The following is a 15,197-nucleotide window of genomic DNA, read 5'->3' on the forward strand; positions in this document are numbered from 1 at the left end:
GAACTTAATTCTTAGGTGTTAATTCTAGTTGCGTTCCACAAGTACAAGTATAGCATAGGCTTAAGTTATTGCAATGGTGCTATATTATGAATTTTTTATAGTAAAAAATATTATTATAATTTGATGATTTTAAATAAATTTTTATAGAATTATATTAAAAAACGTTCTGATAAATGCTACAGAGCGTTTTTTAATAACATAAATACAGGTGTCTATATTTATATTATGTAACCCTATATAGTACTTTGCAAGTTCAAGACAAAAATAAAGTAGTAAGGAAAGACCTATAAAAAATAAATAAGTTGAAGTAATAATAAAGCGATATTCCTCAGTGATTAGCACGTTAAAACATGTTTTAACGTGCTAATATACAGCGTTGAGTGTCTTTAAAGACGCAATGACAGCAATTTTCAGGATCGTAAGTTAGCGTAGTGTTATTAATATAAAAGTTAATAATCACAGCATTAATATTTAAGTATAATTGGACAATTTCAATTATTATTTACGATAATCGATGATATTTTATTAATTACGTGGTTTTACATTATACTTATATAGATGTCTATAACTATGTTATGTAACTTATATATAAATAATACCTTTATTTCAAAAACTTTTAACTAAGGACAGTACTTTTAGGTACAATTTATTACTTTCCCAGTTAGTAAGTTCTATGTGACTTGATTGAACGCTGAGATTTGGATTTGTGAGCATCTGAAAGCATTTTGGTTGATGAGTGTATGTATATTGTATCCATATGTATTTGTATCTGTTGGCTAAGCGTTTAGCTTAATAAGATTTTTGTATCGTTATAGTTGTTTAAGTACGTAAGTTCATATTAGATAATAAAACGCAGAGATTTATGGAATGTTGTTAATTATAGCATTGTATATTTAAAATTTCATTTTAGTTTACATAATATATATTATAGGAAGTTATATGTATATTGGAAAAGTGCACTACGATATCATTAATTTAGCAACCTACTTCTTCATAATAAATTAGAAAATCATTATTCATATATTGCTCGTAGTTAATTTGCTATAAACTACATATATTCAGAGGTATATATAATGTAAGTTCTATTTGATGTGTTAGTATATACGACTATCGCTATACATTACATATATACTTGGGATGTTTTATAATTATAGAGCTACTCATATATAAAGTATTTAAAATAACTAAAATACCTAATTGATAACTTTTATCAGTTAGTATATAATTAAATCTTACTATAAGGAGGATTTAAATGAAAAGATTATTGCTAATTATATTAAGTTTGTCTGTAGTATTGGCAGCTTGTAATACTGAGTCAAGCGAAACAACCAAACGCGATACTGTAAAGATTACACATACATATGAGTTTAAAGATAAAAATAAAGATCATAATAAAGGACAAATAAAAAAAGAATCTATAAATGTGCCTAAAAACCCTAAGCGTGTTGTTGTTATGGATTATGGTGCTTTAGATGTTATGAAAGCACTTAAACTTCAAAATCGTATAGTTGCAGTTGCTAAAGGACAAGGTGCATCTTTCTTGCCGCAAAGCTTAAAAGAATTTAAGAATAATAAGTATGATAATCTTGGTAATCCTGGACAGCCAGACTATAATCAATTAGCTAAAGCGAAACCGGATGTGATTTTTGCATCATTTAGGCAAGCACATACTAAAACGCTTGATGAAATGAAAAAAGCTGCACCAGATGCTAAAATAGTTTTTGTCAGCCCTAATAATGATGATTATATAGATTCTATTAAGAAAAACACTAACAATATCGGACATATATTCGGTAAAGAAAAAGAAGCACAAAAACTTACAACACGTTTAGATAATAAAGTTAAACAAACTAAAAAAGTAATCAATCAAGACACTGCTTTATTTTTAAATGTTGATGACAAAGGAATTAAATCGTATGGTTCTTCAGGAAGATTTGGTGGTTTCCTGAATAAAGATCTTGGTATTAAACATGCTGATAGCAAAATGAAAGCAAATTCAAGCGGTATACTAATATCAAATGAATATTTAGAAAAAGTAAATCCAGATAAATTATTTGTAATTAATCGCTCAACAGATTCTAACAAGCAACAAAATGACATACCACAGGCTTTGAATAATTCTGTGATCAAAAATGTTAATGCTATAAAAAATGAGGATGTCACGCCTTTTGAAGCTAATGCATGGTTCTTCGGTGAAGGTGGTATTGATTTAACAATTAAGCAATTGGATCAAATTAAACATGCATATATTTCTGATAAATAAACACTAAAAAAGAACTGCTGATACAAAATCAGCAGTTCTTTTTTAGTGTTTATAATGCTCTAGTTCTTCTTGTGGTATTCCCCCACGTTTACGAATTTCTTTATTTAGCTTCTTCTCTCTTCTTTTGCGTCTCCAATTACGTGTGAAATACCAAATTAAGAAACTTATAATTAAGCTTAAAACGGCCATAAATGCTGCAAAACCTAATAAAGGTTCATAAGTTATATCTTCAAAGTTAGGTATTAAGAACGCAGCTATAGCTAGTACAATAAAAGTAATTATTGCTGGAGTAAACCATTTAGTTAAAATAAGATTATAAAACATAGTCAACAAAATTACAGCAACTATAGTAATCCATAAAAAATTAGGCATATCAAATATTGTCATTTATAGTGCTCCTTATTTTATATTATCGAAATTTTAATTGTGTTACTTTCATTTTACTATAAAAATATATTAAAAGCTTCCGTCTTCAGTAGTATGATTTAATATTAGAATAATAGCGAATACACGTCAATATTATTTAACGCCTTCCCCACTTTCACTTGTTAAACATTCGATTGTATTTTATAAGTGATCTTCCTGTATAATCAGAGATGTATACACTACAAATGTACAGGAGTGAAGATATGACTAAATCATTACCGCTAAGAAATAACGTTCCTATAAATGAAACATGGGATATTACCGCGTTATTTGATTCAGATGAATCGTTTTATAAGCATTTAGATGAAGTTTTAACAAAGGCAAAAGCATTTAATTTACAATACAATCATAAATTGAATGATATTACTATAATTGAAGAAATGTTAAGTATGTATTCCGAAATATTAATTCAATTAGATCGCATGGCCAATTATGCAGAATTACGCTTAAGTGTTGATACAGCAAACACCGATGCTCAAACTTTAAGTGCGAAATTGTCTACGACTTATGGCAAAATCGCAAGTGAGTTATCATTTGTTGAATCTGGAATATTAGCGCTTTCTGACGAGTTATTCGAGACATTAATTGAACAATCTAACTATCCTCATTATTTAACTAAGCTAAAAGAGAAAAAGAAATATCAACTATCACCAGAAGTTGAAAAAGTTTTAGCTAGTTTATCCCCTATTTTTGAAAGTCCATATGAGTTGTATGGTACTACAAAAATGTTAGATATTGATTTTGAGTCTTTCGAACACCATGGTCAAATGTTTCCGTTAGATTATGCTACCTTTGAAAATGAATATGAAGATAATGCAAATGTAGCATTCAGAAGAAAAAGTTTTCAATATTTTAGTGATGCGTTAAGTAAATATCAACATACTACTGCTGCTACCTATAACATGCAAGTACAACAAGAAAAAATTGAAGCAAATTTAAGAGGCTATGACTCTGTAATAGATTATCTCTTGCAGGAACAAGAAGTTACACGAGACATGTTTGATCGACAAATTGATATAATCATGAGCGATTTAGCCCCTATTATGCAAAAATACGCAAAACTCATCCAACGTGTGCACGGGCTTGATGTCATGAATTTCGAAGATTTAAAAGTCTCAATTGATCCAGGTTATGAACCTGAAATTTCTATTAATGAATCCAAGGAATATATCTATGGTGCATTGAATGTACTAGGTAAAGATTATATCCAAATGGTTGAAAAAGCTTATACAGATAGATGGATTGATTTTGCTCAAAATAAAGGTAAAGAAACAGGTGCATATTGTGCTAGTCCTTATGCAACTCACTCTTATATATTTATTTCATGGACTGGAAAAATGGCTGAAACATTTGTCTTAGCACATGAATTAGGTCACGCTGGACACTTTACTTTAGCTCAAACACATCAAAATTATTTAGAATCTGAGGCTTCCATGTATTTTGTAGAAGCACCTTCAACGATGAATGAAATGTTAATGGCGAATTACTTATTTGAAAATAGTAAAGATGCTCATTTTAAACGTTGGGTAATAGGATCAATCGTTTCTAGGACTTATTATCACAATATGGTGACTCACTTATTAGAAGCAGCATACCAGCGTGAAGTATATACTAAAGTAGATAATGGTGAGTCCCTAACAGCGCCAGTACTTAACCAGATTATGCGTGATGTCTATGGCCAATTCTTTGGAGATAGCGTTAAACTTACAGATGGTGCTGAATTAACATGGATGCGTCAACCACACTACTATATGGGACTGTACTCATACACATATTCAGCCGGACTAACGATAGGTACTGTTATGTCACAACGCATCAAAGATGAAGGTCAGCCAGCCGTAGACGCTTGGTTAGATGTCTTGAAAGCAGGCGGTAGTCAATCTCCGGTTGAGCTAGCAGCTATTGCAGGCATAGATATTCGCACGGATCAGCCACTCAAAGCAACAATTGGTTATATTGGTAAGCTTGTGGATGAATTAGAACAACTAACAGATGAAATTGAAACTAAACATTAAATGAAAATAAAGCATCAAGACTATTGAGAGCTTATAGTTCTCTAAGTCATGATGCTTTATTTATGTTTAGGGTTGTTTTATTTATCATAGGATTCATAACGATTACCTGTAATAAAGTAATAAATATTTTCAGCCACGTTAGTGATATGATCGCCTATTCGTTCCAATTGTCTAGCAGCCAAATGTGCTTGTCCTGCCACAAAAGGATCGTTATCAATAAGGTAAGTAGTATTGACAATGTTTTTATATAAATCATCAATATCTCGATCTCGTGCAATGATTTCTTTTATTAATGTTATATCGTTATCATTTATGGCATCATTTAAATCTTTAAGCATTAAAAGTGCAAGTTTCCCCATCGTATTAAGTCTAGTAAGTACGTATTGATCAATGATTTTAGCGCGCAATCTAATCTCAGCTAAATTAGCTGCATTATCACCAATACGTTCTAAATCTGAAGCTATTTTCAATGCAGCCATCATTAAACGTAAGTCAGTAGCGATAGGCTGTTGTTTAGTAATGAGCATAATCACTTTTTCATTGATTTGAGTTTCCATTTCATTGATTTCTTTATCTTTAGCAATTGTTTCACGTGCATAATTACGATCTTCTTCACTTAACGAGGTTAAAGCATATTCAATATGATAATATACTTGAAGACCAAGTCGACGTAAATCTTTAATCAGTCCGTCTAGTTGGCCTTCGTATTTTTGTCTAATAATTGTCATTAGAATTTATCCAAATCTACCTGAAATATAATCTTCAGTTTGTTTATCAGATGGATTAGAGAAAATTTTATCTGTATCATCATATTCATTTACATACCCGTTAAGGAAGAAAGCTGTTTTGTCAGAAACACGTGCAGCTTGTTGCATATTATGTGTAACGATTATAATTGAATATTTCTCTTTTAAGTCTTGAACAAGTTCTTCAACTTTTAAAGTTGAGATAGGATCTAAAGCAGATGTTGGTTCATCCATTAAAATAACGTCAGGCTCAATTGCTAAAGTACGCGCGATACATACACGCTGCTGCTGTCCGCCAGATAAACTGTAAGCATTTGTGTCTAAGCGATCTTTTAATTCATCCCAAATTGCTGCGCCACGAAGTGATTTCTCAACAATTTCATCTAAAACTTTTTTGTTTTTAATACCATGAATTTTTGGACCATACGTAATATTATCATAAATTGATTTTGGAAACGGATTAGGTTGCTGGAACACCATACCTACGTTTGTTCTTAATTTTTCGACTGAATTTTTATCATCAAAAATATTTTCATCACGATATAAAATTTTTCCTGCAGTTTTAACAGAAGGTACAAGTTCTACCATGCGGTTGAGTGCTTTGATATATGTGGACTTTCCGCAACCTGATGGTCCGATGATGGCCGTCACATTATTCTCTAAAATGTCTAAGTTGATATTCTTTAAAGCATGGTTATCACCATACCATAAGTCTAAGTTTTTTGTTGAATAAACAATTTTCTTATTGCTATCTTTATTTGTATTATGTTCTAGATTCTCAGTATCAATTGTTGCGATGGGTGATGTTTCACGATTCGTATGTGTGTCTAATTCTGATTTATCGTCTACGTTTATTTTATCAGTCATAATTAAAACTCCTTTTTTAAATACTAGTTACAAAGTGTGCAGTAACTTTGTAATTCCCAATAACTAGCTTTGATTTAATATAGATATATTTAGAATTTTTTGCTGTATTTATTTCTTAAGAAAATTGCTACGGCATTCATTAATAATAAAATGATCAGTAATACAATGATTCCTGCTGAAGCAACGTTTTGGAACTCTTCTTGTGGTAATTTAGCCCAGTTATAAATTGCCATCGGTAAAGCTTGAAATTGATCAAATACACTTGATGGTAATTGTAATAAAACAGTCGGTATACCGATTAAAATTAATGGTGCTGTCTCACCTAATGCACGTGATAATGCTAATATAAATCCTGTTAAAATACCTGGAATAGCAGCAGGTAATACAACTCTGCGTATTGTTTGCCATTTATTACCTCCTAAACCATAAGAAGCTTCTCTAACAGAATTAGGAACTGCTCTAATCGCTTCTTGGCTGGCTACGATAATAACCGGTAAAATAAGTAATGACATTGTTAAAGCGGCAGCTAGAACTGAATTACTGAGTGCCAACGATTCGATTCCCATACCGCGTACAAAGATTGTCAAACCAAGTAGCCCAAATACTACTGAAGGGACGCCAGCTAAATTAGAAATGCTGACTTTGATAAAGTGTGTTAAAGCATTGTCTTTAGCATATTCTTCTAAGTAGATTGCTGTTCCTACACCTAAAATAATAGATATTGGAATAATAGTAATCATCAACCAAATTGTACCCATTAAGGCCCCTTTGATACCGGCCATGGATGGTGTTGATGAAGAAAAACTTGTGAAAAATGCTGGTGTTAAATGTCCTGCCCCTTTGATGAGTGTATCTATGATGAGTGCTGCTAATACGAGCAAGCCAATCATTGTACAAGCAAAAAATGCCCATTTATTTACCTTATTCGTCGTTAACCTTCCTGAGAGTTTCTTTTCTACAGTTTTTTGATCAACAAGTGTTTTGTTATTTGCTTCAGCCATAATTAATACTCCTCTCTAAAGCGTTTCGTAATCCATTGAGAGATTAAATTCATCGCTAATGTAAATAAGAATAATGTGAAACCTACTGCATAAATACTATAGTAAATGTCTGATCCGAATGTTGCATCCCCTGTTGCAACTTGAACAATATAGCCAGTCATCGTTTGTATAGAACCTGTTAAGTCTAAAGATGCAGTTGGCGTACTACCAGCAGCAAGTGAAACAATCATCGTTTCACCAATTGCACGAGAAATCGCTAATACAATTGAAGCCATAATTCCTGAAGTAGCAGCAGGTAATATCACTTTTGTAGCAACTTCAAACTTTGTTGCTCCCAAACCTAATGCACCTTCACGCATTTTGTTTGGAACAGAAGACATGGCATCTTCACTCATACTTGAAATTAATGGAATTATCATTATGCCAACTACGATACCAGGACTAATAGAATTAAAACTACCTAAGTCAGGAAATATAGAACGTAAGATTGGCGTTACAAAAGTTAATGCAAAGAAACCAAATACAATTGTTGGTATACCAGATAATATTTCTAAGATTGGTTTTATAATACTTTTTGCACGTTTAGATGCGTATTCACTTAAATATAATGCTGCGCCAAGACCCAATGGCACTGCAACGATTGTTGCAATAAGTGTTATTTTTAAAGTTCCTAGTATCAATGCCCAAATACCAAATTTAGGTGTTGATGAAAATGGATTCCATTCTGTAGTAAATAGAAAATCTGCAATTGAAACACGTGTGAAGAACGTGATAGTTTCTGTTAATAAAGTGACTATAATCCCAACTGTCGTTAATATAGAAAAAATTGCAATGATTCCTAAAATAATAGGAACAATTTTATCGCTCATCCCATTTTTCTTAGCGTTATTTTTTGCAATCATTTCGCTTACAGAGAGTTTCTTACTCGACATATAATTACCTTCTTTCTCATAGACTCCCAATTATTTAAAAAAAGGTTGGGAATGTTCGACATCTATGTTGTAGTCAAGTTTCAATGAAATACTTGAGTCTAATAATTAGATGAATTGAACATGGAACAGAAAAGCAAAGTGATAGATAAACTGTCATTTTGACTTCCCTATTCCAGAATCCCAACCTTTAAGATATAATGTTATGTTTATTTGTCTTCTTTTTTGTCGCTATCCTTATTGTCACTTTCTTTACCGATGATATCTTTTAACTTATCTTGTTGTTCAGAGTAGTCTTTCTTAGGTAATGCAACAAACCCTGCATCTTCTGCGGCTTTACCTTTATCATCTAGGATAAATTTCATGAATTCTTGGAATCCTTTATTCTCTTTTAATTTCTTCTCATTAGTATAAATATATAATGGTCTGCTTAATGCGTATGAACCATCTTGGATTGTTTTCTTAGTTGGTTCTGTCAGTTTGCCTTTATCATCTTTGATTTTAACTTCTTTTAATTTATCTTTGTTTTGTTCATAGAAGTTATAACCGAAGTAACCAATACCTTGTTCATTTTTTTGTACTGATTGCACAATTACGTTTGTATCAGCATTTTTTTCTGCTTTAATATCACCTTTATCCATAATTTCTTCAGTGAAGAAGTCATATGTTCCGTGTGATTGGTCGGGAGAATATGCTTTAATTTCTTTGTCAGGCCATTTTGGATTTACATCTTTCCATGATTTTGCTTCTCCTGAGTAAATTTCTTTCAATTGTTCTTTTGTTAATTCTTTAACAAAGTCATTTTCTTTATTAACGGTAATTGTTACACCATCTTGTGCGACTTTAAATTCATCATATTTAATACCTTTATCATCTAATTTTTTCTTTTCTTCATCTTTTATTGGTCGAGATGCATTTGAAAAATCAGTGCTTCCAGAAAGGAATTTTTCAAAACCGCCACCAGTACCAGAAGTACCATTTGAGACAGTTACATCTTGATTATCTTTTGCAAATTTTTCATTTAGTTTTTCAATGATTGGACCTACTGTTGATGAACCATCGCCTTTGACTTCCCCTTTTGCATTGTCTCCAGAACCTGATCCAGCGTTACCGCCACCACAAGCGCCTAGTAAAAGTGAAGCACCAACTACTGTAGTACCAAATAATTGCCATTTTTTCATTGAAACATCCTCCTAATAGATAAATAACCCATAAGTTATATGTATTTCTTACAGTTCCTATCTTACATTCCTTTTATTAATTGATAATGTAATTAATGTAAATGTTTTGTTAATTTGCTATTGACAACGCTTGCAAAGAGAGAATTAATAATATTTTTATTGTAAATAAAAGCGTTAAAGAGCTTGAAAAGAACTATTTTGTATAAACTAATATATGTAAAAAATAAAAAACCTGAAAAATTGCTACTATAATGTAAGTAGAATTTTTCAGGTTTTTATGTTCAATTACCTTATTAAATTAATGAGATTTCGTTTATTAGTAAATTTAACATATATTGCTTTTATAATAGAAAGAATTAGCTGTTTAATCTGTCCCAACCTTTTTTAGTTAAGGCGATTTTACCAGTTTCTATATTAATAATTTTATTTTTATAAAGGTGTCCAATAGCTCTCTTGAATGAACCTTTACTCATGTTAAAGACTTCTTTAATCGCATCTGGACTAGATTTATCCCAAAACGGAAGTTCACCTTCATATTCTACGAGTAGGTCAAAGATATGCTGTCCGTCTTCATCCAGTCTTTCATGAGCAAGTGGTAAAAATGAACCGTTTAATTCACCTTTTTCATTATGCCCAATGATACGAACTTTTACATTTTCGCCGAGACGTGGTTCTTCTTTACGCTCAGATTCATGAACGAAAATTTTATATCCATCTTTAGATAATAAAAATGTACCAATTCTTAATAATCGATATGGTCGTGCTTCGATGATTTTATTTTGTTTTTCTTCATCATGTACCGGTGAGAACTTCTGCTCAACGATGGTTTCTGTTGCTAGTCTTGCAAACATATTCTTATCTCTATCAATACGTAACGTTACGAATAATTCGTCGCCTTGTATTGGCCATACATCTTTTACTTTTGGTAAATCTTCCCAAGGTATTAATACTTCTCTTGGCAAGCCTACATCGACATGTGCACCGTCGCGATCAGTTTTCAAAACTTTTACAAAGGCGTATTTATCAGTAGTTATATCAGGCATATTTTGTGTTGCAAATAAATCACCTGATCTATTTGGGTAAATAAAGAAACTATATTCTTCCCCTATTTCTAATTCATCTTCATCTTTTATTTCGGATTGATTGAGTTTAACGTCTTCTCCGTTAGGTCCTTTTAACTTGTATGTGGATCCTTCTAATCCAACAACTTCAAGAAATTCTATAGAACCTACAATATCTTTTTCTTCTTGGGCCATACTTTTCTCCTTCGCACATGTATTTATTCTTACTTATTATAACATGCATAGAAGAAACAAGCATCACTCCATCGAGAATGGTCGAAACTCATGCATATATGTGTTATAATTTGTCCGGTAGATTAACGAAAAGGAGTAAATTCATGTTACAAGTTACTGATGTAAGTTTACGATTTGGCGATCGTAAGCTATTTGAAGATGTAAATATTAAATTTACAGATGGCAACTGTTATGGCTTAATTGGAGCTAATGGCGCTGGAAAATCAACATTCTTGAAGATTTTGTCTGGTGAGTTAGATGCTCAAACTGGTCATGTTTCCATGGGTAAAAATGAAAGATTAGCGGTTTTAAAACAAGATCACTTTGCTTATGAAGATGAGAAAGTTATAGATGTTGTTATTAAAGGGCATGAGCGTTTATATGAAGTAATGAAAGAAAAAGATGCAATCTATATGAAAGCTGATTTCAGTGATGAAGATGGTATCAGAGCTGCAGAGTTAGAAGGCGAATTTGCTGAAATGGATGGTTGGAATGCTGAAGCAGATGCGGGTTCCCTACTATCAGGTTTAGGCATAAGTGCAGATTTACAAGATAAAAGTATGTCCGAATTAGAAAATAACCAAAAAATCAAGGTGTTATTAGCGCAAAGTCTATTTGGTGAACCAGACGTTTTACTATTAGATGAGCCTACCAATGGATTAGATATTCCAGCAATGAGCTGGTTAGAAGATTTCTTAATTAACTTTGAAAATACAGTAATTGTTGTATCACATGATAGACACTTTTTAAATAATGTATGTACGCATATCGCTGACTTAGATTATGGAAAAATTAAAGTTTATGTTGGTAACTATGATTTCTGGTACCAATCTAGTGAATTAGCTATGAAAATGGCTCAAGATCAAAACAAGAAAAAAGAAGAAAAAATTAAAGAATTAGAAGAATTCGTTGCGCGTTTCTCAGCAAATGCATCGAAATCTAAACAAGCAACAAGTCGTAAAAAACAATTAGAAAAAATAGAACTTGATGATATTCAACCTTCTTCTCGCCGTTATCCATTTGTTAAATTTACACCTGAACGTGAAATCGGTAATGACCTATTATATGTTGAGAATGTATCAAAAACAATTGATGGTGTAAAAGTATTGGATAATATTTCATTTACTATGGATCCTAATGATAAAGCAGTGTTAATTGGAGATAGCGAATTCTCAAAATCAACACTATTAAAAATCTTAGCTGGTGAAATGGAACCAGATGAAGGTTCTGTTAGATGGGGTGTTACGACGTCACGTAGTTATTTACCAAAAGATAATTCAGACTACTTTGAAGGTATGGATACGAATCTTGTAGATTGGTTACGTCAATATGCACCTGAAGATGAACAAACAGAAACTTTCTTACGTGGATTCTTAGGACGTATGCTATTTAGCGGTGAAGAAGTTAAGAAAAAAGCGAGCGTATTATCAGGTGGAGAGAAAGTTCGTTGTATGTTAAGTAAAATGATGTTATCAAGTGCTAACGTATTATTATTAGACGAACCGACAAACCATTTAGATTTAGAAAGTATTACAGCTGTTAACGATGGCTTAAAATCATTTAAAGGTTCTATTATATTCACATCGTATGACTTTGAGTTTATCAATACAATTGCTAACCGTGTAATTGATTTAAATCCTGAAGGCAGTGTATCAAAAGAAATTTCATATGAAGCTTATTTAGAAGAATCTGGTCTTTTAAGTAAAAAATAATATGTAAGTCATATATTAATAAAGGTCTAATATCTTTTAAAAAAGGTATTAGACCTTTTTTAGTTAGAATAACGAGGTCCCCTGTCCTCTCTTAATAGAATGTATTCTTCCCCGTTCATATTAACCCCTATTTATAAAATAAAGCTTATAATATATAGTCTATATGATTACCTAGGCTAATTATTTTGATATTATATTTTAGAATTATATAATTATTATTAACAAAGTAATAGGAGGAATGATGTAATGGAAAATTTAAATATGTTAGATGGTCAAGTTATGCCTCAAATTGGGTTCGGTACATATAAACTCAATGGTACGCATGGGGTTCATGCTATTATAAATGCATTGAAACAAGGTTACTATTTATTAGACACTGCTTATAACTATGAGAATGAAGGCACTGTTGGACGTGCAATAGCTAATAGCCATATTTCGAGAGATCAAATCATAGTTACCTCTAAACTACCAGGTCGTTATCAAGATTATGACGCAGCATTAACTGCAATTCAGGAATCTATTTATCGTCTGAATGTGGAATATATTGATTTATATTTAATCCATTGGCCAAATCCTAAGCAAGAGAAGTACATTGAAGCATGGAAAGCATTAATTGCTGCTCAAAAAGCGGGATTAATAAAATCTATAGGTGTTTGTAATTTCTTACCAGAACACATTGAAAGATTAGAAAAAGAAACGGGTATACTACCAGCAGTGAATCAAATTGAATTACATCCTTACTTCAACCAAAAAGCAATGATACAATATCATAATGAGAAAGGTATCATTACACAAGCTTGGAGTCCTTTAGGTCGTGCTTCAGAAGTAATCAATGATAAAGATATTGCAACAATTGCTGAAAAATACAATAAAACAATACCGCAAATTATTTTGAAATGGCATGTGCAAAATGGCGTAGTACCTATTCCAAAATCCACTTCTATTTCAAGACAAATTCAAAATAAAGATATTTTTGATTTTTACTTAGAAAGTGAAGATTTAGATAAAATAGACGCTTTAACACAACAAGATGGTCGCCTAAAAGGACAAGATCCTGCAACATACGAGGAGTATTAATGACAAAACAATAGTGAAAGCCTTTTTTGTGTGAGGATATAGTGGTAATTTGCACTTTAATAGTGAAAAAGGTGATTGATTTGTTATATTTTCAGTAAATTTAAAAAACTTTGCAAAAAGCAGTTTACAGTATATAACTACGTATGTATAATATGTAGCATAAACAAAAAAATTAAATAAGTTTTTGATGAGGCGCATCAATCATTAGTAAATATTAGAAGAACCTGCCTGCTAGCAGCTAATTTTGAAAGGGTGAGATGCCGAAACAGTTATAATAGCAGCTTATAACAAGTTGGACTTTATGGTTAAGAGCTAAGAGTCTGTCATTATTTTAAAATAATGGAGTGCATCACTTGTATATATATTATAGAACAGGTTCGCATTCCGGACTTGTTCTTTTTTATATTACTGTGATTCTCCCCTATTCATTGAGGAGGATATAGAATTGGAAAGAAGTGTTTTGAAATTTGGAGGTTCTTCTGTAAGTGATTTTACTAAAATTAAAAATATAGCTGAAATGTTAAGTCGTAGAGTTGAGCAAGGTGAACAACTTATAGTCGTCGTAAGTGCGATGGGTAAAACAACTGATCAACTTATGGCTAACGTGTCGTCGTTGACTTCACAACCTAAAGATCAAGAACTGGCATTACTATTGACCACGGGTGAACAACAGACAGTATCATATTTGTCTATGGTACTTAATGATATTGGTGTTAATGCAAAAGCGATGACTGGTTACCAAGCAGGAATAAAAACAGTTGGACATCATTTGAAAAGTCGTATTGCAGAAATAAATCCTGAAACATTTGATCATGCTTTTATAGATAATGACATCTTAGTTATTGCAGGATTTCAAGGTATAAATGATGATTTTGAACTTACTACGTTGGGGCGTGGTGGTTCAGATACTACAGCGGTTGCATTAGCAGCTAGTAATGGTACTGCTTGTGAAATATACACGGATGTAGACGGTGTTTATGCTACGGATCCGAGGTTATATAAAGATGCCAAACGACTCGAATATGTTTCATATGAAGAAATGATGGAAATGAGTGCGTTAGGTGCAGGTGTACTAGAAACTAGAAGCGTCGAATTGGCAAATAATTATAATATTTCGCTGTATTTAGGAAGAACACTATCAAATGTGAGAGGAACATGGATTATGTCACAAACAGAATTATTAGAAAAAAAAGCAGTTACTGGTGTCGCATTAGACACACATATGATGCATGTTACAATCAGTTATCCCCTGCCTGATAACAAATTACTAACTGCATTATTCAACAAATTGGACGCAGGTTCCGTGAATGTTGATATGATTTCTCAGATAATTAACTTGGAAGGATTGCAATTATCCTTTACTATTAAAGATACTGATGCTGTACAAATTACAACTATCTTAGAATCATTAACTGAAGACTTTAGTGCTTTAGATTTTAAAATTAATGAAGCATACGTTAAAATTTCATTAATTGGCTCAGGAATGCGTGATATGTCAGGTGTAGCATCAAAAGCATTTATTACATTAATTGAAAATGATATTTCATTTTATCAGACAACCACCTCTGAAATTAGCATTTCATGTGTGATCGATGCAGACAATGGTGAACGTGCAGTTCGTAGCCTTTATCAAGCTTTCGATATCTGAATTTTCGAAATATAATCAAATTTAATAAAAATAATAA

At 31.9% G+C, this 15,197-nt stretch carries 12 protein-coding genes and 1 riboswitch; of the genes, 5 read left to right on the forward strand and 7 right to left on the reverse strand.

Annotation, left to right across the window (positions count from 1 at the left end; genetic code table 11):
- Positions 1-1,252 precede the first annotated feature (1,252 nt).
- Positions 1,253-2,263, forward strand: coding sequence for an ABC transporter substrate-binding protein (locus tag BK821_RS08980; protein WP_046837464.1), 1,011 nt, complete (start codon positions 1,253-1,255; stop codon positions 2,261-2,263).
- 42 nt (positions 2,264-2,305) lie between these two features.
- Here BK821_RS08980 and BK821_RS08985 read toward each other — a convergent pair whose 3' ends face one another.
- Positions 2,306-2,650, reverse strand: a complete 345-nt coding sequence (locus tag BK821_RS08985) for a hypothetical protein (RefSeq protein WP_046837463.1) — start codon at positions 2,648-2,650, stop codon at positions 2,306-2,308.
- 242 nt (positions 2,651-2,892) lie between these two features.
- On the opposite strand from BK821_RS08985, the gene pepF reads away from it, so the two are divergent.
- Complete coding sequence (pepF, locus tag BK821_RS08990; protein ID WP_071331577.1) at positions 2,893-4,704, forward strand: oligoendopeptidase F; 1,812 nt, start codon at positions 2,893-2,895, stop codon at positions 4,702-4,704.
- Positions 4,705-4,781: 77 nt separating this feature from the next.
- On the opposite strand, the gene phoU is transcribed toward pepF, so the two are convergent.
- The 6 genes from phoU to cvfB form a co-directional block, all read right to left on the reverse strand.
- The gene (phoU, locus tag BK821_RS08995; protein ID WP_046837461.1) at positions 4,782-5,432 is read right to left on the reverse strand and encodes a phosphate signaling complex protein PhoU; all 651 of its coding nucleotides are present in this window, start codon (positions 5,430-5,432) and stop codon (positions 4,782-4,784) included.
- Positions 5,433-5,438: 6 nt separating this feature from the next.
- Complete coding sequence (gene pstB / locus BK821_RS09000) at positions 5,439-6,317, reverse strand: phosphate ABC transporter ATP-binding protein PstB (RefSeq protein ID WP_071331578.1); 879 nt, start codon at positions 6,315-6,317, stop codon at positions 5,439-5,441.
- A gap of 89 nt (positions 6,318-6,406) precedes the next feature.
- Positions 6,407-7,318, reverse strand: coding sequence for a phosphate ABC transporter permease PstA (gene pstA, locus BK821_RS09005; protein WP_071331579.1), 912 nt, complete (start codon positions 7,316-7,318; stop codon positions 6,407-6,409).
- Between the two features lie 2 nt (positions 7,319-7,320).
- Entirely contained in the window at positions 7,321-8,250 is a 930-nt protein-coding gene (gene pstC, locus BK821_RS09010; protein ID WP_071331580.1) for a phosphate ABC transporter permease subunit PstC, read from the reverse strand.
- Positions 8,251-8,456: 206 nt separating this feature from the next.
- On the reverse strand, positions 8,457-9,428 hold the full coding sequence (locus BK821_RS09015; protein ID WP_046837457.1) for a PstS family phosphate ABC transporter substrate-binding protein: 972 nt from the start codon (positions 9,426-9,428) through the stop codon (positions 8,457-8,459).
- A 356-nt stretch (positions 9,429-9,784) separates the two neighbouring features.
- Positions 9,785-10,684 carry an RNA-binding virulence regulatory protein CvfB gene (cvfB, locus tag BK821_RS09020; protein WP_046837456.1) on the reverse strand — a complete coding sequence of 300 codons (900 nt, stop codon included), beginning with the start codon at positions 10,682-10,684 and terminating at the stop codon, positions 9,785-9,787.
- 143 nt (positions 10,685-10,827) lie between these two features.
- Between cvfB and BK821_RS09025 the strand changes: the two genes are divergently transcribed.
- The 3 genes from BK821_RS09025 to BK821_RS09035 all read left to right on the forward strand — a co-directional run bounded on the left by BK821_RS09025 (position 10,828) and on the right by BK821_RS09035 (position 15,160).
- The gene (locus BK821_RS09025) at positions 10,828-12,435 is read left to right on the forward strand and encodes an ABC-F family ATP-binding cassette domain-containing protein (RefSeq protein ID WP_046837455.1); all 1,608 of its coding nucleotides are present in this window, start codon (positions 10,828-10,830) and stop codon (positions 12,433-12,435) included.
- 246 nt (positions 12,436-12,681) lie between these two features.
- Entirely contained in the window at positions 12,682-13,512 is an 831-nt protein-coding gene (locus BK821_RS09030; RefSeq protein WP_046837454.1) for an aldo/keto reductase, read from the forward strand.
- Positions 13,513-13,691: 179 nt separating this feature from the next.
- A riboswitch (Lysine riboswitch) is annotated at positions 13,692-13,870 on the forward strand.
- A gap of 87 nt (positions 13,871-13,957) precedes the next feature.
- Positions 13,958-15,160 carry an aspartate kinase gene (locus BK821_RS09035; protein WP_046837453.1) on the forward strand — a complete coding sequence of 401 codons (1,203 nt, stop codon included), beginning with the start codon at positions 13,958-13,960 and terminating at the stop codon, positions 15,158-15,160.
- Positions 15,161-15,197: the final 37 nt, after the last annotated feature.

This window comes from Staphylococcus sp. LCT-H4, assembly GCF_001866145.1.
In the GTDB taxonomy this organism is placed as follows: Bacteria; Bacillota; Bacilli; order Staphylococcales; family Staphylococcaceae; genus Staphylococcus; species Staphylococcus succinus.